This window comes from Deltaproteobacteria bacterium (assembly GCA_029860075.1).
GTDB lineage: Bacteria > Desulfobacterota > JADFVX01 > JADFVX01 > JADFVX01 > JAOUBX01.
Window position 1 is genome coordinate 19,168 of record JAOUBX010000008.1, and the last position, 24,239, is coordinate 43,406.

The following is a 24,239-nucleotide window of genomic DNA, read 5'->3' on the forward strand; positions in this document are numbered from 1 at the left end:
GGTTACGGGCAAGGAGTCAAAGTGAAAAGTGTAATCGGCATAAGAGCGTTAGGAAAGCGCATGGGCAGGGCCTTAAAGGCCTTGCCTTGCGCCGTTTTGCGCGCTTTTGCCCTTTCTTTTTCACAATTAACCTTTAATCCGGGCAGGCAGGCCGGTCTGACCCTCCCTCCGGCCCGCCTCTCTCAATCCATATCCTTTAGGGGCTATGGATTGAGAAAGGCCTTTATCCTGTTCATTATCCTCGTAGCGGCGCCGGGAATATCCCTGGCGGCAACGCCGGCAGGGACCGTCATCAGTAATACAGCGACGGCGCAATTCTCAGTCTACAGTTCTGCACCCATTACAAAACCATCCAATACGGTTGATGTGACAACAGTCACCTACCACACACCTTCACAGATAGAATTCATGCAGTATGCGCCTGCCCATCCGTCGCCGGACAATATTCTTGTCAATAATACGGATTATGCAAGCGGTGGAAGCGGTGGTCCCTTTGTTTCACTGCCGGCGCCGACCCCTTTCGGCTCGTCAACACCACTCGATCTGTCAAATCCTGTTCCCCTTATCACTTCAAACCTCTTTCATGCAGGGAACATCATCTTTATAAGGCTTACCGATCTCGATCAGAATGCAGACAGCCTTCTCATGGAGACCGTTACCCTTACGCTGACAAACAACGGAACAGGCGACACAGAGGTACTGCGGCTATACGAAACCGGCACCGATACAGGAGTCTTTGCAGCTTACCTTATGACAACGACAGCGGCTGCCACTGCCTATGACGGCAGCCTCTCGGTAACAGACGGTTCGACAACACAGGCGTCCTATACAGACAGTAATGACGGCGCCGATACGACTGCATCGGCTGCCCTCGTCGATCCCTTCGGCCTCATCTTTAACAGCAATAACGGCAATCCCGTCGACGGCGTAACGGTAAGCCTCATCGATGCCTCAACAGGGCTGGCGGCCACTGTCTATGGTGACGATGGTGTAAGCACATTCCCCTCAACCGTTACATCGGGCGGAACAGCCACCGATTCGGGGGGAACAAGCTATACCTTCTCCACCGGCAGCTACAGGTTTCCCTATCTTCTGCCCGGAAGCTATCGCCTTCTCGTTACACCACCGTCAGGCTATGAAGCGCCTTCAACAGTGAGCACAGCCGAGCTTCAGGCCCTGCCCGGCGCTCCCTTTGCCATTGTCAATCCCGGTTCGAGAGGCGAGGTTTTTATTGTTAATCCCGGCCCGGCCCTTCATATCGATTATCCCGTCGATCCACTCATTACAAGCCTTTATGTGCGGAAAAAGGCCCTCAAGTCCTTCGTTTCCCATGGTGATTTTCTGCAATATGAAGTTGAGGTTATTAACGGTACCGTCGCGGATATTACCAACACAACCATTTCAGACGTGCTTCCCCAGGGCTTCAGATATGAAAAAGGCTCTCTCAAAACAGGCGGAGTAAAGGGAAATGAACCCCTTATCTCACCTGACGGCAGGACCCTTTCCGTTAATATAGGGACGCTGGCAACGGGCGCTTCCCGTAAGCTTACCTATGTTACGGAAGTTGCCTCAGGCGCAAAAAGAGGAGAGGCCCACAACATTGCAAAAGCTGCCGGCGACGGCGGCATGGAATCAAATCTGGCCAAAGCGACAGTCACTGTGAAAGAAGCGTTTTTCAGAAGTGAAACCCTCATAACGGGACAGGTCATGGCCGGTCTTTGCGATGAAAAAGAAGCGCCTTTCCCTGTGGAAGGAATAAGGATCTACATGGAAGACGGAACTTCCGTCATCTCCGACAAGAAGGGTATGTTCCACTTTAAAGGCGTCTCAAAAGGAACACACCTTGTTCAACTTGACGTGGACACCATCCCCCCCATGTATGAAGTTGTTTCCTGCCATGAAAACAGCCGTTTTGCCGGAAGGACATTCTCCCGCTTTGTCGACCTTCAGGGAGGGACATTGTGGAGAGCCGACTTCCACCTGGCCCTCAAGCCGAGAATGGCCGGTGAAATATCGCTCCAGCTAAAGAGCCGTTTTAGAAAATATGAAGAGGCAAAGGAAAAAAGTTCTTTCACTAATCTTTCTTCAAGGGAACCTTCACAGCTTATCCTCGATAAAAATACGGACGACCAATCAAGGAAGGAAATGAAGAAAATCATAAAGAACCGGGAACTGGAAAGAGAAAAAAGGATCGTCGACTTGAGCATTCCCTTCTCCATCGGCCAGGTCGATGTAAGAAACATGAGGCTTACCCTTATACTTCCCGACGGCGCGCGCTACCTCCCGGGAAGCACTTTCTATGACAATGAACCGCTGGAAGATCCTTTTATTATGGGCAACTCCCTCACTTATAATATAGGCAACGGCCAAGCGGGAACAACAAGGGAGCTAAAGCTTTCCGCTGCCGTCGTTTCAGGGAAAGGGTACCGGACACTGACAACAAAAACCCTTATTACCTTCGATACGCCTGCAATTAAAAATGTCAGAACACCGCTGGCAGAAAATATTCTCGAAAGTGTGGAAGAGGAAGAGCAGGTAGAAAATCCCGATATTATACTAAGACCCCACTTCCAGCCCATGAGCGCCGAACTCGATGAGGATTACAAAAGACAGCTCGATGATCTCATTGAGGCCCTTAAGGACGCTTCCGTTACCCACATCTATGTAACAGGACACACAGATTCCCTGGCTATTCGTAAAAGGTCCAGAACCGTCTATGCCGATAATTATGAACTCTCCAAAGCGCGGGCCGAAAGTGTGGGCAACTACATAATCGATAAACTCCGTCTCGACCCTTTCCATCTGTCTTTTGAAGGCCGCGGTCCCGACGAACCGATTGCAACGAACAAGACGGAAAAGGGAAGGGCCCTTAACCGCCGCGTTGAACTTAAGGTGGAATCGGTAAGGCTGGTCCTTTGGTCACATCTTGATCATGTTAAAGATGAAAGCCCTATTGAAAAAGTCGAAACAGAGGGACTAAGGCCCGGCGAGACATGGCAAGAGCCTAAAAAAATAGAAGTGGCAAGTGATTTTGAAAAAGCCCTGAGAGACGACAGTCCCGGCTTTAAGTGGCTATGGCCAAAAGCGGATTATTATCCTGCCATCCCCAGTGTCAAGGTAAGCATAAAGCATGATTCTTCAAACCTCGTCATGCTCTATCTCCATGGCGAGAAGGTAAATTCAGTCAACTTTGAAGGCATCACGAAAAGCGCTGATGGAAAAGTTTACAAAAGTACCTGGCTCGGCGTCGATCTCAGGGAAGGTGAAAACAGGTTTTTGGCCAAACTTATCGATAAGGAAGGTAAGGAACTGGACCGTATGGAAAGGACCCTCCACTACGCCGGGCTCCCTGTGAAAGCAACAATTGCCGAAGAAAAATCTTTCCTCCTGGCTAACGGCAAATCATCACCTCTTATCGCCGTAAAACTGACCGATAAAAATGGAGAGCCTGCAAGAGAAGGGCTTATCGGGCAATTTACAGTCGATCCGCCTTACCTTTCCAACGATTTTAACGAAGAGGTCAATAAAAAAGGCATTGGAGGAGGCAAAAAAGAATTCTACCGCTACAAGATTGAAAAAGAGGGTATTGCCTACATCAAGCTCGCTCCCACCACGAAAACGGGCGAAGTGGTTCTCAGGTTCAGGCTCGATAATGGCATGGAAGAGGCAAGAAGCTGGCTCAGTTCCGAGGCCCGCAACTGGATACTCGTCGGTTTCGGTGAAGGAACGGCAGGCTACAATACACTAAGCGGCAATATGGAGGCCATCAATGAAAATGATATTGAAGAAGACCTCTATTATGACGGCCGTATCGCCCTTTATGCCAAAGGAAGAATCAAGGGCCGGTGGCTGCTCACCATGGCCTATGACAGCGATAAGCTGAGAGGTCTCGAGAGAGAAAAGCTGCATCAGACCGTCGATCCCGATGCCTATTACACCCTCTATGGTGACGGCAGCGAGCAGCAGCATGACGCCGCCACCGCCGGTGAACTCTTCCTGAAAATAGAAAAAGACAGGTTCTATGCCCTCTTCGGCGATTACGATACAGGCCTCACCAGTACGGAACTCTCACGTTACAGCAGAACCATGAACGGCTTCAAGTCCGAAATGAAAGGTGAGAACTTCGAATACAAGCTCTTTGCCGGCGATACGGCCAATGCCTTTATTAAAGATGAAATCAGGGGGGATGGAACTTCCGGCCTTTACAGCCTTTCCAAAAACAACATGGTCATCAACTCCGAATCTGTTGAAATCGAGGTAAGAGACAGGTTCAGAAGTGAAGTGATCCTCTCTTCGAGAAAGCTCTCAAGGCATGTGGACTACAGCATCGACTACGACGAAGGAACCCTCTTCTTCAGAGAGGCCGTATTCAGCACAGACAGCAATTTCAACCCTGTTTACATTGTCGTCGATTACGAGACCAATAATTCATCGGAAACCGCATTCAATTACGGTGGCCGCGGGGCCGTCAAGTCTTTAGGCGGCGCATTGACGACGGGACTTTCCCACGTCCATGAAGGAACGCCGGGAGGAGAAGGCGACCTCTATGGCTTCGATCTTAAATCCGAACTGACAAAGAGCCTTTCAGTAAGCGGTGAAATCGCCTCCAGCGATTCGGAATACTTCGGTCTTTCCCGCAGCGGCAAGGCCTATCTGGCAGAAATAAGCCACATATCGGACAAGGTCCGGGGAAAACTCTATTACCGGGAGATGGAAGAGGACTTCGGTCTCGGCCAGCAGAGAGGAAGTGAATACGCCATGAAGAAGGCCGGCCTTGAAGGTAACTATCTGATCAGTAAAAACACGGGCCTTTCAGCGCAGCTTTTCAGGCAGTCAAACCTCCTTACCGGCGCCGAGAGAGACCATGGCGAAATGAAGGCAACTTACAGCCAAAAGAAATATTCCCTTTTCGGTGGTTTCAGGAAAGCTGCCGACAAGTACGGCGACGGCACGAGCGATGAATCGAGCCATGTCACGGTGGGCGGAAACCGCACACTTTTTGCAAACAGGCTAAATGTAAGGCTCAACCACGAGCAGGCCCTGGCCGGTGAAAGTGAAAATGCCGATTATCCCTCACGGACCATCATAGGAACGGATTACAAATTGTCTAAATGGACGTCCCTCTTCCTGGATCATGAAATCGCCCACAGCGCCTATGAAAAGTCGCAGGCAACAAGGGCCGGATTTAAAACAAACCCCTGGGCCGGTGGTGAATTCAGTTCTTCACTGGATCGCCGCATCAGTGAAAAGGGCAGCAGGCTTTACTCCAACCTGGGCCTTAAACAGACGGTGCAACTCACCAAAGGCTGGAGCATGGATGCAGGCCTCGACAGGGTTGAGACGATAAGGGAAAAGAACCGGAAGAGCCTTAATACGAGCATCCCCTATGCCACAGGAAGCAGCGAAGACTTTACAGCCATGTCGGCAGGGCTTGCCTACAGTGCGGAAAAGTGGGACTGGACGATGCGGGGTGAAAGGCGTTATGCCGACACTTCCCATAAAACAGGCTTCTTTACCGGCGCCAACGGCGAAGTTCGAAAAGGCCTCGGCCTTGCTTTAGGACTAAAGGCCTTCAAAACAGACTATGACAACGGCGACAGGAGAAGAAATGCCGATCTCCGCTTCAGCCTGGCATCGAGACCGGCCTTCACCAAATGGATAATACTTAACCGCCTCGATCTCATTTATAACGAAGAGGAAAGCAGCAGCCTCCACTATGACAACTGGCGCATCGTCAATAACCTGAACAGCAACTACAAGCTTAACGATAAAATGATGGTTGCCTTCCAGTACGGCGCAAAGTATGTTAATGAAAATATCGATGAAGACGATTACTCAGGTTATACGGACCTCATCGGTCTTGAAGGAATCTATGATGTGACAAAGAAATTTGATGTCGCCTTCCGGGCAAATATGCTTCACTCCTGGCATTCCCATAACTGCGACTACGGCAGCGGCCTCGCTTTGGGCTACAATTTCGCCGAAAACGTCTGGGCCAGCCTGGGCTATAACTTCACCGGCTTTAAAGATAGGGATTTCTCAAAGGCCGACTATACAGCGCAAGGCCCCTACATCAAGTTCAGGTTCAAATTTGACCAGCAGACGGTCAGGGAGTTGGTGAAGGGAACGGAGCTAAGGTAAAATCATTTCCACCGCTGAGAAAGGCAGAGCACACCGGGAAATCTTGCAGCGTGCGCCTGCAGGGGCTTTTAATTCTTTTCTTTCGACAAAATAAACCCATACCGCCAGGGCGGATCAGGACGGTTCGAAAAAGGGGGAAGCAGAATTTAACTGCTTCCCCTCATTAATAGATCATCTCTGGAATACAGACCTCACTGTTGATTATCATCCTCATTTTTATCATAAGTGACTTCAAAGATAAGATTCGCTTCTATCGTATCATTAGCAAAATTCAAATAGATAAACTCATTATATTCTTTAAAGGTACCCGTCAAACCTTCAAACTCTCCAAGCCCGACAACGACCCTTCCTGTGCCGGGAACCGTTGTTTGAACTTTAAGAGGGGGATCAAAATACCTTTCCGTTTCTCCTTTAGCGGCCATATCTTCGATTATTTCAATCAGCATAGCAGGAGATTCAGTTTGAGTAACCAGCAGCGTCCCTCTGCCGGGCACTTTGAACGTCCACTCGACTGCTGCCGTTAGATTACCCGTTGCATCTACCGTGAAGTGCTCCAGTTCGGATGCAAAACCAACAACCTCTCCACTGCTATCGGTAACTTTTGCAAGTGCGGCCAGACCATCAGCAATATTTGGTTCAGACAGATATGGAAGTGATGGAGGAAAAGGTTTCAATAAACCTGCGGGACCGGCGGTTAGCGCAATGAGATAAGGATCAGCATTGGTATAAAAAGTTTCGACAATTTGTCCTTTTTCATTAATAGTCTGGGTAGATGCCAGGGCCCAAAGATTGCTTGATAAAAAACAAAGAAATATAACTGAAAAAACTAACTGCATAATTGTTTTCATTAACTGCTCCTCTAAAATTATTTGTTTAAATTTTCATTAACTGTTCTCAGCAAATTTTTTTCATCCAAATGAGTGCTAAGGCGGTCTATTCTTCCGGCATTGAAAAAAAAATAACAATGTTTCCGAGCCGCCAATAAAAGTAAGATGCAATATGTTCATTTTGCAACCTTTTGTAAATAATTTAAGCTATCTCCCTTTACCCCAAAAAAAAAGCCCGTACCTGATAACACAGGTACGGGCTTTCAATCTCATAAAGTTTTTAGCTCCCCCATTTCATTCTCCCCCATTTTTTTAATTTTTATACATTAACCATTTTCTTTTAACCGTTCCGCAGCGTGCGCCCTGCGCGGGCTTTCGCCGCCTATCCTCTATTCCCGGAAAGGCCCTAGAAGCCGCACTTTTTTCTTAATACTTTTGAAACTCTGTGGGCGCCCTTCTTTGCAGATCCGGAATCCCAATGGATACCATCATAGGTGGTCATCCCTTCATAAGCATCAACATAGTTAATGCCGTCGAGGCTTTCAAAGGCGGCGCGGTGTTTATCCGCCATGAGTCGATAATCATTCTCGGAAATGATGTAACTTATGCCGAAAAGTGCCGCAACCCTCGGCAGATCAATATTTTCCCATGGCATGAGAGACATAACAACAACACACTTTCCCCCATCTCTTGCGGCAATAGCCACATCCATCGCACGCTGAATATAGGCGTCCATATCTTCTTCCGAGCACATAAATGAATGCAGGCAATCATTCACCTGGTCAATAATTACGGCAGAGAGATGGTCAACGCCATCAATCCATGCTGTCTGCATGAGCGCGCTTTCATACTGCGATTGATAACCGAGCCAGCCGGTGCCGGGAACATCATAACTATAGGCGCCTGCCTGGGCCGAATTATGGACCCTGTGATTCTCCTGTATCAATGCATCGCCAAGGTCCAGGTATGAACCGCCTGCCACCGTCATTCCGCCAAAGGGGGAATTAAGGGGCGTGCTTCCTTGCGACCCGGAACCTCCGAGAAGCGCAACAACGGGGTCATCGGGCCAACTAACGGGCTCAAAGGCATTAACAGTTACAGGCATTGACAAAAACAACAGCGCTGCCGAAATAAAGATTCTTTTTTTCATGTTTTTTTCTCCTTTTTTCTTGTGAGGTTTATGTTAATTTATTTTTTATACATAAGTCACTTTTATTTATAAACGAATAAAAGACAAGTTGCAAGCTGCCGCTTCAAAACAACAGAAAAAAGGTGATCCTTGCGCTAATTTTTCCGAACCTCCCGCGTCAAAAGGCAAGCCGCAAACCTGCTGCATAGCCCGATAAATTGAGGCGTATATCAGATCGAAGCCGATTGCCTTCATAATCATAATCCCACCGCCGAAGGCCCGCGTAAATATTGAGGTTTTTCGAAAAAGGATAATTAAGTCCCGTCTCCGCCGTCAGGAGAGACACGTCATATCTGTTTTCGAGGCGCATGCCTCTAAAGTAAAAATTGAAAGGTCCCGGGAATGGCGCTGTAATATGAGCACCCGAGACAATGACATACTGGCTTTTTCTGATGTAACCATATATGTCCTGAAAATAAGCCTTCAGGCTGAGGTCGATCCTTCCCACGCCGGCAAACAGTTCAAAACCCGCCCGGCCTTTAACCCAGAGCCCTCCCCTGACGATAGCCATGTAATTATTAATGGAATAGCGCATCTTTACGTCCTCCCAACGAGGGAAGACGGCGCCATTTAAAATGGGGTCGCCATTAGTGCCACCTGTTGAATCCACATCGTCACCCCTGCCGCCGCTGCCTTCCAGCTCTATAGAGAGCCGCCAGACCCTCATCTCTTCAGGGGTAAGCAAACTGTAATTGACGTTAAAAGAGGGGAAAATAACGTCCTCACTCGTCCCCTCAAAGGTCGGTTCAGCGGGGGGCGAGAAACCGCAGAGCATCAAAAGGGCCGCGCCAAAGAGCGCTAATCTGAAAAATTTATTCATAGAATAGGTAATAATATGCGGGACCAGGTTTTTACAGTTCTTGCCCAAAATTGAACATAATTTTTTTATACATTAATCAACCTTATTTGTAAACCAATAAAAAAACATGTTGCAAGTTGCAGGCTATAAAAACAAAGGGGCGTATCTGCCTGTTTTCGGCAATGGCCACGCATGCCTTGTTAAAACTTTTACCCTTAATATCCTGTTTACATGCGGGTAATAATTTTTTAGTTGGATTTTTCGGCATTATGGCTGCCCATCTCTTGACAATAAGCAGTTTACGGCATAATTTCAGCTTTAGTATTTTATTAGTAATAGTGAATACGCCTGCTATGAATACTCCTTGACAAAAGGGCTATGCATGCTTTAATTTATGTATCTTTTTTGCAACTTTTCAAAGTTAAATAATCAAGAACTTATTTAATTATCGATAGAGTATCTAAACAGGGGAATATTATGAGTGACGTTGTTTTGGTAAATAATAGTGAACGATATAGCGGTCAATATGTTGCTACTAAATCCTTCCTGGACAAAGATGTCATTGCTCACGGTCCAAACCCGTCTAAAGTTTTACAAGCTGCCAAAAAGCCTGGAATTGAACTGCCTGTCGTTTTTTATGTTCCTGAAAATGATGTAGTTCATATTTATTAATGCCTGTTAATAATTGCCCGCCCTGTCTGTGCCTTCTTTCCATCATTAACACATTATTTCAAGAGATCTAAAGAGATGAAATATTTTTTTGGCAGGGTTTAAAACCATTGAAAATCATTTGATCTTTATCCTGAAAACCCTGCCTGTCCCGTCTGAAACGATCCTTTTGCTCTTGCCTTTTTCGTGAGCGCTTCCTAACTTTTCAATGGAAAGACATCACTTTTGTTAATTGACAATAGCGCTGAAAGGTGGTAATTTGCTATCTCGCGCAAACTAAATTGAGCAAAAGATGCACAAAAGAACCTTCCTTATTGCCGTTACCCTCTTTATCCCCTTTTTCTCATCTGACCTGTTCGCACAGGAAAGAGAGGAACTCATGTATTGGGAAACGGAAAACATCATCACCTCTGCCACCAAACTTGCCCAGCGTTTGGAAAAGGCTCCCGCCATAGCCAGCGTCATATCCGGTAAAGAGATCAGGAATATGGGCGCCAGGAACCTGCTCGACGTCCTTAAAAGAATTCCGGGCATGGGCGTATCAATTGTTACGGGCTACGGCAAGTTCGGTGTCGAATCGAGGGGGATTAAAAGCAGCACTTCCGAAAAGGTACTTCTTATGATTGACGGACACAAGGTCAATGAATCCATCAGGGGAACGGGCATCTGGCACTTTGGCGACATGACCGTTGAAAATATCAAACAGGTCGAGGTGATCAGAGGCCCCGGCTCAGCTGTTCACGGCGCCAATGCCTTTGTTGCCGTCATCAATGTCGTAACGAAAGACGCAAAAGCCATTGACGGCGCCGACATAAGGGTTGGAGGCGGAAGCTTTGACACCAGGCATTATAATCTTTTGGCAGGCAAGCCTAAGTCTGACAAGTCAAAGCTCGAAATAACCGGCATGGTAGACTATTTCGACACGAATGGAGAAAAGCTGCATGTGGATAAGGATGCGGACGGCAGAAGCGGCAAGACTGATGGCCAGGCTGAAAAAACGGATACCGCCCTGAAAGTCTCCTATGGAAATTTATCATTTAGCGGACGCTATCTGGACAGGACCGATGGCGGCTACATCGGTTCTGTTAAGGTCTTGAGTGACGAAACCCTTTTTGAAACAACTCATTACTTCGGAGAGCTTAGATTCAGCCATAAAGTAAGTAGCGAGATCGAGTTCCATATGAAAGGATATTATGATGAATATAAATGGTCATCATATATTGAGGTGTTGCCTGAGGATTCATACCCTCCCTACGGTATAATCGGTACTCCCGAAGTTAAAAACCGAACAACCGGATCGGAGGTACAGTTAGATTATTCCATTGGAGAGAAAAATACTCTCACTACAGGTATGCTCTACGAGAAGATCGAGCAATTTGATGTAAAGCAGAGCTTAAACTTTGACCCGGGAACCGGGACCACTTTCAGCTTTCTCAAAGACTTCACTTCCTCGGCCAACTGGAACCGGAACGTGAACAGGTATGTTTCGGCCCTTTATCTCCAGGACGTCTGGAAGATCACGCCGGGAACCGAAGCGACCCTTGGCGTCAGACATGACCGTTACAGCGACTTCGGCAGCACTACTAACCCGAGGCTCGGCCTGGTGTGGAGACATTCAACAAAGACGATAGCCAAAATCCTCTATGGCGAGGCCTTCAGGGCTCCCAGCTTCGTAGAACTCTATAACGATAACAACCCCGTCCAGAAAGGCAATGCCGACCTGAAACCGGAGAAGATAAGGACCTTTGAGGCATCGCTGGAGTCCGGTTTTTTTGAAAAATACCGGACGAAACTGACCTGGTTCCACAGTGAGATAAAGGACCTCATCAGAGAGAGAAAAACGGACTGGCGCTATGAAAATCTCGATGAAGCCGTAGTGGACGGCATAGAGGCGGAATGCACACTCTACTTCAATGAGGCTTCTAATCTTCACCTCAACTACACCTACCAGAATCCCCGGGAGAAAGACAGCGGCGACAGGCTGCCTGACGTGGCCGCGCAGAAGGGAAATGTCGGATTTAACCTGGCCCTCGGCAGGTATGTCAACGCCAATGCCAATCTTTTGGTAGTGGGGCCAAGGCCGAGGGACAGTAATGATCCGAGAGAAAAAGTGAACGGTTATGAGGTCGTTGATCTCACCTTGATAGCGAAGAACTTCTTTAAAAACCTGGAAATAAGGGGGTCCGTCTACAACCTTTTTGACGAAAAATATGCCGATCCTGAAAAGTATACTGAACAGGCGCAAAGGGATATAGAGACCATCTCCCTTAATTTACTTGGAAGTGATTTTCCCCGTGAAGGGCGCTCCTTTGTCCTTGAAGCAAGGTACAAATTTTAGCGTACAGTCGTTGAGGGTAGTTTCCGGTTTGAAGTAAAGAAGACGCAGGTGTTGCCGCTCTTGAAAGTTACGAAAAGGCCGGGTCCCTGTAGCCGCTATTGATAACTTTACGGCAAGAATCAGTGACGGCCCGCATGCTTATAAATGCGGAGTGATCTCTGCAATCAATCAAAAGGCTGAACGGCGCGGCATAAGCACAGGGATATGAGCAAAAAAAGCAGCGCAACCTATGTTAAAAGGAGCAGTAATTGCAGATAAACAGCGCAGGTATTATTGGCACAGGTTCATACCTCCCGGAAAAGAAAGAGTCAGTTGATGATTTCCTGAAAAAGGGGGCTGGCAGAGAACTGATAGACAAATGGGGCGTCTTTGAGCACAGGGTTATGGGCGTTCATGAAACGGTTACCGATATGGAGGCAGAGGCTGCCAAAATAGCGATAAAAAGGGCGGGATTAAAGCCCGAAGATATAGAGCTTATTATTGGGATAACTGCGCTTTCCGAAGAGGTAAACCCTCAAAATGCCTGTCTGACCCAGCAAAAAGTGGGCGCTGTCAATGCGGCAACCCTGGCAATGGACCTGTCCTGCTGCGGCGCCATACCGGCAATGATCACAGCCGGTAATTTTATCACCCTGGGGCAGTACAAATATATTCTCCTCGTCGCCTCATGCAACCTTACCCGGGTATCGGATGACACCGATCCGGCAAGCTATGTGGTACTGGGTGACGGCGCATCGGCAATTGTTATGGCTAAGGGAAGAGATGACCGTGGAATTATCTCCTTTGATATGGAAACGAAAGGTGAATTTTTCAGCAACTGCGGCATTAAGATAAAAAGACCGAAATTATATGAAGAAGAGCCGTCATATATAAAAACCCCATCGGAAAGACTGCTCTTCTTTATTGATTATGATGAAACAAATACAAGCTCCAAACTGAACAGGTATGCATTTCAATCGGTTCCTGATTCTGTCAATAGAACGTTAAAAAAGGCGGGTATGACTGCTGAAGATATTGACCTTTTTATATCACATCAAAATGTTGCTGCTCTGTGCGGAAAGTGGGTTGAAATGCTGGAAATTCCTATGGGGAAAGCTCATTTTACTTATCAGAAGTGTGGAAATATGAGCGCTGCAAATATTTGGGTAAATCTCGATGAGGCTATTCAGGAGAACAAACTTGGCGATGGAAATATTGTCGTCTTTGCAGGTCAAGGCTCAGGCTTTCATGTAGGATCTTTAGTAATGAAATGGGGCTGAAAAAAATGACGGCAGCCGATCTGATAGTGAAATACCTGGAGCAGCTGGGTGTGGAGTACATTTTCGGGGTTCCGGGGGGGGCGCTGGAGCCTTTATATGAAGCAATGAATAAAAGTAATAAAGTAGAGGCCATACTTGCCAAGCATGAGTGCGGGGCCGCTTTTATGGCAGGCGGCTACGCCAGAGTAAGCGGCAGGATCGGTGTTTGCTGTGCAACGACAGGACCGGGGTCTACAAACCTCATTACCGGTGTTGCCTCGGCCTATTGCGATTCCATACCGCTTCTGGCAATTACGGCCCAGGCGCCCACAATGACCTTCGGAAAAACTGCATTCCAGGAAGCATCACCTTTGGGCGTAGACATTATCGATATATTCAAGCCCTTTACGAAATACAGCGCCATGGTGTTGAGGAGAGAAAAAGTTGGAGAGATGCTGAGGCAGGCGCTGAGAAATGCCCTGACGGGCCGAAAGGGGCCTGTCCATCTGAATATACCGCTCGATATAATGAGAGAGGAAGTGAGTGAAGCCATAATCCCGTCAAAACAATTCCTGCCTGATATAAAAGTTACCCATAACGAAGGCATTAAAAAAGCTGCCGCTCTTCTCATGGAGGCTGAAAACCCTGCCGCCTTTATCGGCCATGGGACCCTGGTTTCCGGGGCGGCCCATGAGATACTGCAAATGGTTGAGCTGCTCTCCATGCCTGTTGCCACAACGCCCAAAGCGAAAGGGCTGTTTCCCGAGGACCATCCCCTTTCGCTGGGTGTGCTCGGCATAGCCGGATCACCCCAGGCCGATGCCTGGCTTCTGGAGGAAGAAAAGGTGGACATACTGCTTGCCGTAGGCACCACCTTTAACGAATTGGCGACGCATAACTGGGACAGACGGCTGATCCCCACAAAAGCAATGATCCAGCTCGATATTGATCCCGCTGAAATGGGCAAAAACTACCCTGTTGAAATAAGCCTGCTCGGCGATGCAAAGGAAACGCTTAGAGAACTGAAAGAGGAAATATCAGGGCGTCTTGACAGCCTTTCCAAAGATGAGCGTAACCAATTTCACAACAAAAGATCAGACATGAAAAAAAATCTGTCACTCTTTAAAAACAAAAAAGGAAGGTATATTGATAAGGAGAAAATGCACGCTAACGATATGCCCCTCAAGCCTCAGCGGGTTATGGCCGACCTGAGAAAAAGCATTCCTCATGAAACTGCCTTTTTTATCGATTGCGGCAACAGCGTGGCCTGGACAATTCACTATCTCGATATCTATAAGCCCTATTCCTTTTTTTCAGCACTCGGTTTTGCTTCCATGGGGTCCGGCATAACGTCTGTTATAGGCGGCAAGTTTGCTGACCCGGCGAGACCGATAGTAGCAATCAGTGGTGATGGAAGCTTCCTCATGAACGGAACGGAAGTGGCTACCACCGTTAATTATGACAGGCCGGTGATCTGGGTTGTGCTAAATGATTCTCAGTTAGGAATGGTAGCCCATGGACGCCGGCTTGCAGGCATGGAGCATACCAATGCGGCTAACTACAAGCAGGTAGATTTCGTCAAATTTGCTGAAAGCCTGGGGGCAAATGGAATGATGATTACAAAACCGGGCCAGATCAATAAAGAGATGTGGGATGAAATTATCGCATCGGGCAAATCAACCGTTCTGGACGTAATAATCGATGGAGAGGAGGCGCCACCGCTGGAGTCGAGAGTCAGGGCAGTAAAAAACGCCTATTTTAACTAGTTTCAACAGGGGTTTTCTTCTTCTAATGGGTGGATAATTAGTGATTTTACCTGGAACATTTCATAACTCAATCCGAATAGCGGCGATTTTAATTTTTGCGGCACTGCTGCTTTGCGGCATTGGATCGTCCCCTTCTCACGGGGCGAAAGCCTGCCATATAGCGGTGGTTCTCACTGATGATTCCAAACCTTACAATGAGGCGCTGTCAGGCTTCTATGAGGGCCTGAAAGCAGGAAATATCGATTGCCGCGCAAGCGAGTATGTCCTTAACGGGGAAAACAGGCAGGAAATAATCGCCGCTTTAGTGTCATTCAAACCTGACTTTGTTCACACCATCGGCACAACGGCCACCAGAATAACGAGAGATAAGATCAAAGACAGACCGATAATCTTTTCCATGGCGCTCAATCCCGTAGCAAGCGGATTGGTCAAAAGCATGAAATCCTCGGGCAACAACCTTACAGGCGCGTCGCTGGACGTGCCGCACCTGGTTCAGTTTAAACGCATAAAAAAGAAGCTTCCCTCCATCAGGAGGATCGGTGTTTTATACAGCGAGGTACAAACAGGCGTTGTCGTGGCCGACGCCGAAAGGGCGGCCGACGCCCTGGGCATAAAACTTGTGAAAGCGAGAATTGAGTCCCCGGCAGATGTGCCGCGCGAACTGAATAAGCTCATCGGAAAGATCGATATTCTATGGTCCGTTGCCGACACCCAGGTCTTTACGAGAGAGACCCTGAGGGAAATTCTGCTTGTTACCCTGAGAAATAAAATCCCCCTTGTCGGACCGGGCCCCTCCTTTGTCAGGTCGGGAGCCCTTTTCGCTTTTAATCCCGATGAAAAGAGCGTGGGCAGACAGGCGGCCATAATAGCCGAGAAAGTGCTGGCCGGTAAAAAGCCTTCCCAGATTCCCGTTACAGCGCCGGAGAAGGTAGAGCTTATGATAAATGAAGACATATTCGATGTGCTCGGAGTAGACATCAAGCCCGATTAATTTACAATTTCCTGCCTCGCGCAGACTTAACAGAGCAAAGGATGCACAAACTTACCTTCCTTATTTCCATTATCCTGATTATTTCTTTTTTCTCATCCAGCCTCTTGGCCGGGGAAAGAGAGCAGCTTATGTATTGGGAACCTGAAGACATCATCATCTCTGCCACCAAACTTATCCAGCATCTGCAAGATGCGCCGGCCATAGCCACCGTCATATCCGATAAAGAGATCAGGAACAGGGGCGCCAGGGACCTCCTGGACATCCTCAAAAGCGTCCCCGGCATTGGCGTGTCAATGGTTACGGGTTATGGCAAGTTCGGTGTCGAATCGAGAGGGATTATAAGCGTCTTCTCTGAAAAAATGCTTCTCATGATTGACGGGCACAGGGTAAATGAGTCAATCAGGGGATCGGCCATCTGGCACTTTGGAGACATGGCCGTTGAAAATATCAAAAGGGTCGAAGTTGTCAGAGGTCCCCTCTTTGCCCTTCACGGCGCCAATGCCTTTGCCGCAATGATCAATGTTGTAACCAAAAACGCAAAGGACATCGATGGCGCGGATTTGAGGATTGGCAGGGGGAGTTTCGACACAGACCATTACAACCTTATGGCCGGGAAAAAAGGGTCCCGTCTCAAAATAGCCGGCATGGTGGATTATTTCGACACCAATGGCGCAGAGCTGCATGTGAATAAGGATGCCGCCGGCAGAAGCGGGGAGACGGCTTGCCGTATCAGAAAAACCGATACCTCGCTAAAAGTGACGTACGGAGACCTTATGTTCAACGGCCGCTATCTGGAGAGAAAGGGTAATGGGGGTTATGTGGGGCCGCTAAACGTATTAGGCGATAAATCATGGGAAGAAAACAAGCACTTCCTGGGGGACTTAAAGTACAGCCATCGTTTTTCGAAAGAAATTGCTTTAAAGCTCAAGGGCTATTTCGATCACTTTGAATGGCTGTCCTTTGTTGAAGTATTGCCGGAAGACCTATCCACCTCATTTCCTGACGGCATGATCGGTATTCCTGAAGTTAAAAACAGAACAACGGGATTGGAGGCGCAGTTCGATTATTCCATTGGAAAGAATAACCGGCTCACGGCAGGCGCTATCTACGAAAAGATCAGGCAATTCGATGTAAAAGAAAGGTTAAATTTTGATCCGACAGCCGATCCTCCTTCACCCTTAGGCTCTCTCCAGGACGTCACCTCAAAATACAACTGGAACCGGAATGTGAGCAGGTATATTTCGGCGCTTTATCTCCAGGATGTGTGGGCGCTCACAAGGGAAGTGGAAGCAACTTTTGGCGTCAGGCACGACCGTTACAGCGATTTCGGCAGCACCACCAACCCGCGCTTTGGCCTGGTGTGGCGATATTCGGCAAACACGATAGCCAAATTTCTCTATGGTGAGGCCTTCAGGGCCCCCAGCTTCTTCGAACTCTATAACGAGAAAACCCCATCCAGAAAGGCAACGCCGACCTGGATCCTGAGAAGATAAGGACCTTTGAGCTATCACTGGAATCGGGATTTTTTGAAAAATACCAGACCAGGCTAAGCTATTTCCACAGCAGGATAGAGGACCTCATAAGAGAGAGAAAGGTGGACTGGCGATATGAAAATCTCGACAAGGCAGAGATCAATGGAATAGAGGCGGAATTGAGGCTTGACTTCAATAAATCTTCCTACGGCTACCTCAATTACACCTACCAGAACCCGCGAGATAAAAAAAGCGGCTCCAGGCTGCCTGACGTAGCCGCGCAGAAGGGAAACGCCGGATTTAACCTGGCCCTGGGCAGGTATATCAACGCTAACGCCAATCTTTTGGTAGTGGGGCCAAGACCAAGGGACAGCCGTGACTGGAGAGAAAAAGTGAGCGGCTATAAAGTCGTCGATCTGACCCTCATAGGCAAGAACTTCTTTAAAAACCTTGAAATAAGGGGGTCCCTTTATAACCTCTTTGACGAAAAATATGCCGACCCTGAAAAGTATACTGCTCCGGAGCAAAGGCGGATGCCGGACGGCATCTTACTTAAGTTACTTGAAGATGATTATCCCCGTGAAGGACGCTCTTTTGTCCTTGAAGCAAGGTACAGATTTTAGCCTGAATTTGATTGGCCGTGCTTCCCCTTTAAGGCAAACAGCGCTTACGGGGAGAAAGCCTTAAGATCTCCCGCTGCCGGCAAGACGGCTTTTCAGCATTTTCTTTCTCATTAATATTAGTGTATAGTAATTTATACGTCATTCACTATCGGCGTTCCCTATGTACCGCTTTCGTCATTTTTTCAATAGAGCGCCGCCTCCGGCGGCCAATCAAACAAAGGAGAACACAATGAAAACCATTCTCTATCTTTTGATAATTACATTACTGGCCGGTTGTGCCGGCAAAGGCCAGGTTGTTAAAAAGGAAAAAGGGGCGGCGCCTGATTTTGATGCGATGATTGCAAGGGAATCAAAAGGCCTTACCCTGAAAAAGACTGACGGGGCATTAGGCATTTCGCTTTTTTCTGCCTCACCGGCAAAAACGAAGCTTACAAATAAAGCAAAACCTGTTCAATATGAAGTAAACATTCCTATCGGGGCCTCCATTGACGCAGATTGCTACCTTACGGAAGAGGCGGCTTTTCCAAGCGTTGTTCTTAAGAGTATTTTTGACAACATCGGCTCGCTCGACACCATAGAGCAACACAGAATCAAGGAGATCAAATCAGGGGTCCTGCATAATATCCCTTACCTGTACATTGAAGCGGAATATGTAACGAAAGAAAAACATTACGGTATTGCAAAGATGATCGCATCATCAACAATGGATGTCTCCTTTTACTGCAGCCACGACGAACTCGGTTATAAAGAAACTTTCTTTGATACCATAAAGTCGCTTGCAAAAAGCAGCTATATGCAGGGCTTTGTGGAGGAGCTTTCTAATTACAGGCAAAAACAGATAGACATTATCTATTTAAACAAAATGTCTGTCGGATATTCGGAGAGTTACCGCATGGACATCGAAGGTAATAATAAGAGGGACATGACTTTCAGCAGCATACTTATACCGAGAAGCGCCGATGCAGTTTTTACCAATGATTCCGTTGATTATACGACTTACAACGGCAAATCAGGCCACTTGCTCGAAGGGGAATATTACTCTTACACCAATGACGAAGCGGATCATGAACTGACGCTTATGAAAGGGAAAAAAAGGAATTACTCGGTAAAAGGGCTTTTTCAGGGGAAAGAAATCAATGAATCTTTCAAGTCAAAAAAAGACCTCCTTTATTCGGGACATATTATCGATCTTTACATACAGAATAAAACAAAAAAAAGAAAATGGGAATTTACAGAGTATGTTCCCCTCTCGCCCGCCGGCCCCACAACAAGCATAATCAAACTATTGAAGAAAAAAGGCAAAGACAGCAAGACAATTGAATATTCATTTGCCGGAGCAAAAGCGACGGTAGAACTGGACAAGCAGAGTTATTCCAGGATGGATATGAACCTGGGCAATGCCTCCTTCAAAATGGTGAGAGAATATCTGGACATCAAATAAAGGGTAATGTCATGACAAAAACGGCTTTACTTGTTTTTTTCTTCCTCTTTTTTTATCCCCAGGGGACGCTTGCGGCGGAAAAGAAGCTTGTCTTTCTCGGCAATATTGAGTTCACCCCTATTAAGGGATATTCCCCTGACGATTTTGAACTCAGGTTATTTATCAAGGAGAAGACAGGACTGCTTAAACATTTGACGGAAGAAAGGTCCTACCATATTATTAACAAAAGTGAATACCTGGCTATAAAAAGCAGGCACTACTCCTTCCCCGGAAAAACAGGCTACAGCAAGGTTGAACCTTCATTTATTATTGATTTTGACATTGAATTATTTAAGCCCATAAGGAACGAGATAATAGAAAAATACGGGAAAAAGCCTGAGCCTGAAGACCTGGTCCGTTATGTAAATCATTATATTAAAGATAAAAACTTCAACAGGGGCTTTGATATTGCATCCGTCATTGCCAGGAAAAAAGAGGGGGATTGCACAGAGCACGCCATTCTCCTTGTTTCTATCATGAGAATGTTTAAAATTCCGGCCAAAATGGCCATGGGAATCAAGGTTTTCACTGAAAAAGGCGTTACCCGTGCCTTTGGACATGCCTGGGTCGAGTATATATTTAACGGCAAATGGAAAGGAGCAGACCCCTCTCTTCTCACTGAAGTGGACCATTCCTACATCCCCATGGGGACGCTTGACAGGGAAGGACTGGACTATGCAATGGGCATGGTCACTCTTTTTAACAGGATGCCCTATCGCCTTGAAGGATCGGGGATGTAAGTTTTGTACTCATTCAAGTCTGTAAATAGTTCCTTCAAAAGACTTGTAGAGGACTTTAAGTTTCATGTTTTTTAAAAGCTCTTTTTCTACCGGCAGATAGGTTCTCCAGCGGATCACCTTGAAATAGACGAGAACAGCGTTCTCCTTCCCCAGTTCCCTCATCACGGCATTCATTTCTTTTATGAAATTAACATTATTTTTCCGCGTCGTCGGGCTGTAAAGGAACGGAATGGAGCGGGCCTGTCTGCCCGTATAGAGGCTGATAAGATCAGCGCCGTTTGAATAGATGGGGGCTTTTTCGGGGAGGTAGTTAATGAATTTGAAGATATCACTTTTTTGCAATAGTTTAGATGAATAGAGTCTCCCTCTTCCGTATTTCTCCGCCAGCTCATAAGAGTGCATGAACTGAAAAAGGATGAGTACAATACAAATGAAGGAAGCACTGATCCCGGCCACCTTCGTTCTTAAGGTCGCCCGGGCAAGCAGTACAAAAGCAATGACTGTAAAAATAAAAAGAGGCGACAGAATCCTGTCGTTCATGGGGATTTGTGCATCGGCGAGGGAGATGGAAAAAAAGAGAAAAACCAGATAAAGTGGCGCTAAAATCAGTAATATTTTAGGAAAAAGAAGGGCCTCCCTCTTTTCTTCTCCTCTTGGTTTTTTACTTCCATAAAAGAGCAGTCCCGTAAATATGATGAGCGCTGAAAAGAATAAAATTACAGACAGGGCTGACCGGGGATTGTGTGGCGGCGCCCACCCGGCAAAGGTATAAAAAGCAGCCTTAACATGTTCCATTGTTGGCGGGTGAAAAACAAGTTCCCTGTTTGTTGCCGAAGCGCCGGCAATTTTATTCCTTAGTATCCAGAGAAGAAATGGAAAAAATGAAATGAAGGAAAAGGTAAAAATATCTTTTAGTTTTTCCTTTTTTTCTCCCTTTGAAAAGATCCAGAGGGAAATGAGGGCGCATAAAATAAAAGGGAGCGCTGCATAACGCGTTAGGAATGCAAGAGAAAAAAGAGCAGCCGGGGCGATTATTGTCCATAGTGCAGGGCTATGGAGATGCCTGTAGAGCAAGGCAAAGCCGGGAATAAGCAGCAGGATAAATAATGATTCCGTCATTGCCATGGAGAAGACATTGATTGAAAGAGGGGAGCCAAGAATGATAAGGGCGCCCAAAAGGGGCGGCAGCAGCGCCCTTTCCCGATTCATGCTCACCATGGCAAGAAAAAGGGCAAGAATGTTAAGACTAAAGAGAAGGATATGAAGTCCCTTCGCTCCTAACCTGGGATCCATATTGAAAAAACCCGTCACCGACAACAGCAGTGGGTAGAGGGGCGGAAAATGGGTAATGGCATTGCCGCCGGCATCGACATAACCATTACCCTCGATAATATTTCTTGCCGCATTAATATAGGTAATAGAATCGGGCTGGATGCCCACACCGCTGTCCGTCGCCCGCATCATAAGCAGTGTTGAGAGAGTGGCAAGAAGGGCACAAATTAAAATTAATGCGATCTTTTTTTTCATAAAAAAGGAAATGGCAGGATAAGTTTATAAAAGCCCCTTCCGGTGATTTACCGGAAGGGGCTTTGGTTTTTCATTAAGTTGTTCAGGTTTTGCAGCTTGCTTCCGGTTACCCCTCTTTAATTTCCCTTGCCAAGGGGGGGGTGATCTATAAATATACTACCCTTGACTTTACTCTTTCCTTCCAAAAAAGCAACTATTTTCAGGAGAGTGCGAAACTTGAGCAAGTCATAAGGGAAATTACTTTGACTCGCTAATAATCTTCATGACCGCATTTCCCGCATCCTTTAGCGGCACATTTTCAGAGTCTTTCTCCGAACGGCGCTTTATTTCGACAACTCCCTCCTTTAGGCCCCTGGCTCCTATGGTGAGCCTTATGGGTATTCCAAGAAGATCGGCATCCTTGAACTTTACACCGGGCCGTTCGTCCCTGTCGTCGAGGAGCACTTCCGCCCCTTTGTCGAGAAGCTCCGTATATAAATCGTGGGCAACCTTTTTTACCTCTTCATCCCTGGGATTAACAGCCGTAATAATCACCTGGAAAGGCGCAAGCGGCATGGGCCATTTGATGCCAAAGTTATCGTTGTTCTGTTCTATGGCTGCTGCCGCCGTTCGGCCCACGCCGATACCGTAGCAGCCCATGATCATCGGTTTTTCTGTGCCGTCGGCATCGAGGAAGGTGGCGCCCATGGCTTCCGAATATTTTGTGCCCAGCTTGAAGATGTGGCCCACCTCGATTCCCCTGTGGATCTCAAGTTTGCCGTTACATTTGGGGCATTCATCACCACGAACAACACTTCTAAGATCATAAAACCCTTTGGCTTCAAAATCTTTGAGATTGACATTTTTAAGATGAACATCTTTCTCATTACCACCGGTAACGAAGTTGTCCATCCCTTCAAGGGCATGATCCGCATAGATTTCAACGTCCTTCAGTCCAACAGGCCCTGCAAAACCGGAGGGTGCCTTTGTTATCTTTTCAACAGTGGCATTATCAGCCAGTTCCAGATCGTTACAGTTAAGGACATTCTTGAATTTTACCTCATTAAGCTCATTATCTCCTCTTACAAGAGCAACAACGGCTTTGCCATCGGCCAGATAGATAAGCGTTTTGACCAGCTTTTTGGCCTTTACTCCCATAAATCCCGTCACTTCTTCCACTGTTTTCTTTCCGGGAGTGGAAACCTTTTCAATGGTAAGCGCAGCCTCCCTGTCTGCCGGCAGATAGCGCTTGCTTTTTGCCACAGCCTTCTCAACATTGGCTGCATACTCACAACGGTTGCATGAAGCGACGGCATCTTCGCCGGACTCGGCGAGAACGACAAATTCATGGGAAAAGTTACCGCCGATTGAGCCTGTGTCGGCCTCGACGGCCCTGAACTTCAGACCGCAGCGCTCAAAGATACGCTTGTAGGTTTTGTACATGTTCATGTACTCCATCTCGGCGTCCTCTTCCGTCGTATGAAAGGAATAAGCGTCTTTCATAACAAACTCGCGTCCCCTCATGAGCCCGAAGCGCGGTCTTACTTCATCTCTGAACTTGGTCTGGATCTGGTAGATATTCATGGGGAGAGAACGGTAGGACCTCACTTCGTTGCCGACAAGCTCGGTAATCACCTCTTCATGGGTTGGCCCCAGGCAGAAATCCCTTTCATGGCGGTCTTTAATACGAAGGAGTTCCTTGCCATAAAAATTCCACCTGCCGCTCTTTTGCCAGAGTTCGGACGGCGTTACCACCGGCATGAGAACCTCCTGGGCGCCTGCCCTCGTCATCTCTTCCCTCACTATATTTTCCACCTTTTTCAACACCTTGAAACCAAGCGGCAAATAAGTATAAATACCGGCAGCCACCTTTCTTATATAGCCGCCTCTGAGCATCAGCTTATGACTGATGACTTCAGCATCGGATGGTGTTTCCCTCAAGGTAGGGATAAAGCTTTGTGAATATTTCATGTAAAATTCCTCCGCATTCTTAAACCCGGCAACGGCAGTTGGCCATGAATTTATAGCGCAACGGCTGTTTCCAGATTGAAGTGGACAATTCTATTTTAGCTCTCCCCCAGAGTCAAACAAAAAGGGGTAAGTAGTAACAAGAAAAAATGCATTCCAGCAATATATGACGCAAAAAAAGCAAAATCCGTCGCGTAAAAAGGGCTTCCACCTGTTACCTTTTATTTAACTGAAACTTTAATTTTAAAATAAAATCTAAGAAGAAAAGGGGGGATATAAAAATGAAAAAAGAAAAGAATGCGTCGAAAATGATCAGGTGCAAGCACTGCGGCGGCCCCATGAGACTTTATAGAGACGGCATCAACTGTCTCATGTGCGGCAGAACACTGGAACACAGCTGTGAAAGGTGCAAGTTTACTGATGATGAGAGGGAGGCAGTGACAAAGAAACAGGTTGCCTGAAAGAAAAATTTCTTACCCTTTTCCCACACTG

Annotated in this window: 16 protein-coding genes; 11 read left to right on the forward strand and 5 right to left on the reverse strand. The window is 47.1% G+C overall.

Annotated elements, in window-relative coordinates; all coding sequences use genetic code 11:
• Positions 1-21: 21 nt before the first annotated feature.
• The gene (locus OEV42_04040; protein ID MDH3973431.1) at positions 22-6,141 is read left to right on the forward strand and encodes an OmpA family protein; all 6,120 of its coding nucleotides are present in this window, start codon (positions 22-24) and stop codon (positions 6,139-6,141) included.
• A gap of 191 nt (positions 6,142-6,332) precedes the next feature.
• Here the strand turns inward: OEV42_04040 and OEV42_04045 are convergent, their stop codons facing one another.
• The 3 genes from OEV42_04045 to OEV42_04055 all read right to left on the reverse strand — a co-directional run bounded on the left by OEV42_04045 (position 6,333) and on the right by OEV42_04055 (position 8,977).
• Positions 6,333-6,989 (reverse strand): hypothetical protein, encoded by a 657-nt coding sequence (locus tag OEV42_04045; GenBank protein MDH3973432.1) that lies wholly within the window; start codon positions 6,987-6,989, stop codon positions 6,333-6,335.
• 385 nt (positions 6,990-7,374) lie between these two features.
• Positions 7,375-8,118 (reverse strand): hypothetical protein, encoded by a 744-nt coding sequence (locus tag OEV42_04050; GenBank protein ID MDH3973433.1) that lies wholly within the window; start codon positions 8,116-8,118, stop codon positions 7,375-7,377.
• Between the two features lie 157 nt (positions 8,119-8,275).
• Positions 8,276-8,977 carry a hypothetical protein gene (locus OEV42_04055; GenBank protein ID MDH3973434.1) on the reverse strand — a complete coding sequence of 234 codons (702 nt, stop codon included), beginning with the start codon at positions 8,975-8,977 and terminating at the stop codon, positions 8,276-8,278.
• Between the two features lie 456 nt (positions 8,978-9,433).
• Here OEV42_04055 and OEV42_04060 point away from each other — a divergent pair, with 456 nt between their 5' ends.
• From OEV42_04060 to OEV42_04100, 9 genes are all read left to right on the forward strand, one after another.
• Entirely contained in the window at positions 9,434-9,628 is a 195-nt protein-coding gene (locus tag OEV42_04060; GenBank protein ID MDH3973435.1) for a DUF5678 domain-containing protein, read from the forward strand.
• A gap of 289 nt (positions 9,629-9,917) precedes the next feature.
• Positions 9,918-11,963 carry a TonB-dependent receptor gene (locus tag OEV42_04065; GenBank protein ID MDH3973436.1) on the forward strand — a complete coding sequence of 682 codons (2,046 nt, stop codon included), beginning with the start codon at positions 9,918-9,920 and terminating at the stop codon, positions 11,961-11,963.
• Between the two features lie 248 nt (positions 11,964-12,211).
• A complete protein-coding gene (locus OEV42_04070; protein MDH3973437.1) occupies positions 12,212-13,222 on the forward strand; it encodes a 3-oxoacyl-ACP synthase III family protein in 1,011 nt (336 codons plus the stop codon).
• Positions 13,213-14,967: a thiamine pyrophosphate-binding protein gene (locus tag OEV42_04075; GenBank protein ID MDH3973438.1), complete on the forward strand. Its 1,755-nt coding sequence runs from the start codon at positions 13,213-13,215 to the stop codon at positions 14,965-14,967. The genes OEV42_04070 and OEV42_04075 overlap by 10 nt, the downstream gene beginning before the upstream one ends.
• A 40-nt stretch (positions 14,968-15,007) precedes the next feature.
• A complete protein-coding gene (locus OEV42_04080) occupies positions 15,008-15,958 on the forward strand; it encodes an ABC transporter substrate-binding protein (protein ID MDH3973439.1) in 951 nt (316 codons plus the stop codon).
• Positions 15,959-16,086: 128 nt separating this feature from the next.
• A complete protein-coding gene (locus OEV42_04085) occupies positions 16,087-17,451 on the forward strand; it encodes a TonB-dependent receptor (protein MDH3973440.1) in 1,365 nt (454 codons plus the stop codon).
• A gap of 17 nt (positions 17,452-17,468) precedes the next feature.
• On the forward strand, positions 17,469-18,053 hold the full coding sequence (locus OEV42_04090; GenBank protein MDH3973441.1) for a TonB-dependent receptor: 585 nt from the start codon (positions 17,469-17,471) through the stop codon (positions 18,051-18,053).
• Between the two features lie 229 nt (positions 18,054-18,282).
• Positions 18,283-19,494 (forward strand): hypothetical protein, encoded by a 1,212-nt coding sequence (locus OEV42_04095; GenBank protein ID MDH3973442.1) that lies wholly within the window; start codon positions 18,283-18,285, stop codon positions 19,492-19,494.
• Between the two features lie 11 nt (positions 19,495-19,505).
• Complete coding sequence (locus OEV42_04100; protein ID MDH3973443.1) at positions 19,506-20,273, forward strand: transglutaminase-like domain-containing protein; 768 nt, start codon at positions 19,506-19,508, stop codon at positions 20,271-20,273.
• A 9-nt stretch (positions 20,274-20,282) separates the two neighbouring features.
• Here OEV42_04100 and OEV42_04105 read toward each other — a convergent pair whose 3' ends face one another.
• Positions 20,283-21,800: a hypothetical protein gene (locus tag OEV42_04105; protein ID MDH3973444.1), complete on the reverse strand. Its 1,518-nt coding sequence runs from the start codon at positions 21,798-21,800 to the stop codon at positions 20,283-20,285.
• 237 nt (positions 21,801-22,037) lie between these two features.
• Positions 22,038-23,750: a proline--tRNA ligase gene (locus OEV42_04110; GenBank protein MDH3973445.1), complete on the reverse strand. Its 1,713-nt coding sequence runs from the start codon at positions 23,748-23,750 to the stop codon at positions 22,038-22,040.
• Between the two features lie 278 nt (positions 23,751-24,028).
• Between OEV42_04110 and OEV42_04115 the strand changes: the two genes are divergently transcribed.
• The gene (locus tag OEV42_04115) at positions 24,029-24,208 is read left to right on the forward strand and encodes a hypothetical protein (protein ID MDH3973446.1); all 180 of its coding nucleotides are present in this window, start codon (positions 24,029-24,031) and stop codon (positions 24,206-24,208) included.
• Positions 24,209-24,239: the final 31 nt, after the last annotated feature.

Excerpts from the sequence above, each read along its gene's own strand:
- OEV42_04045 (MDH3973432.1), bottom strand. The coding sequence starts at position 6,989 with ATGAAAACAATTATGCAGTTAGTTTTTTCAGTTATATTTCTTTGTTTT.
- OEV42_04050 (MDH3973433.1), bottom strand. The coding sequence starts at position 8,118 with ATGAAAAAAAGAATCTTTATTTCGGCAGCGCTGTTGTTTTTGTCAATG.
- OEV42_04055 (MDH3973434.1), bottom strand. The coding sequence starts at position 8,977 with ATGAATAAATTTTTCAGATTAGCGCTCTTTGGCGCGGCCCTTTTGATG.
- OEV42_04060 (MDH3973435.1), top strand. The coding sequence starts at position 9,434 with ATGAGTGACGTTGTTTTGGTAAATAATAGTGAACGATATAGCGGTCAA.
- OEV42_04065 (MDH3973436.1), top strand. The coding sequence starts at position 9,918 with ATGCACAAAAGAACCTTCCTTATTGCCGTTACCCTCTTTATCCCCTTT.
- OEV42_04075 (MDH3973438.1), top strand. The coding sequence starts at position 13,213 with ATGGGGCTGAAAAAAATGACGGCAGCCGATCTGATAGTGAAATACCTG.
- OEV42_04085 (MDH3973440.1), top strand. The coding sequence starts at position 16,087 with ATGTATTGGGAACCTGAAGACATCATCATCTCTGCCACCAAACTTATC.
- OEV42_04095 (MDH3973442.1), top strand. The coding sequence starts at position 18,283 with ATGAAAACCATTCTCTATCTTTTGATAATTACATTACTGGCCGGTTGT.
- OEV42_04100 (MDH3973443.1), top strand. The coding sequence starts at position 19,506 with ATGACAAAAACGGCTTTACTTGTTTTTTTCTTCCTCTTTTTTTATCCC.
- OEV42_04105 (MDH3973444.1), bottom strand. The coding sequence starts at position 21,800 with ATGAAAAAAAAGATCGCATTAATTTTAATTTGTGCCCTTCTTGCCACT.
- OEV42_04110 (MDH3973445.1), bottom strand. The coding sequence starts at position 23,750 with ATGAAATATTCACAAAGCTTTATCCCTACCTTGAGGGAAACACCATCC.
- OEV42_04115 (MDH3973446.1), top strand. The coding sequence starts at position 24,029 with ATGAAAAAAGAAAAGAATGCGTCGAAAATGATCAGGTGCAAGCACTGC.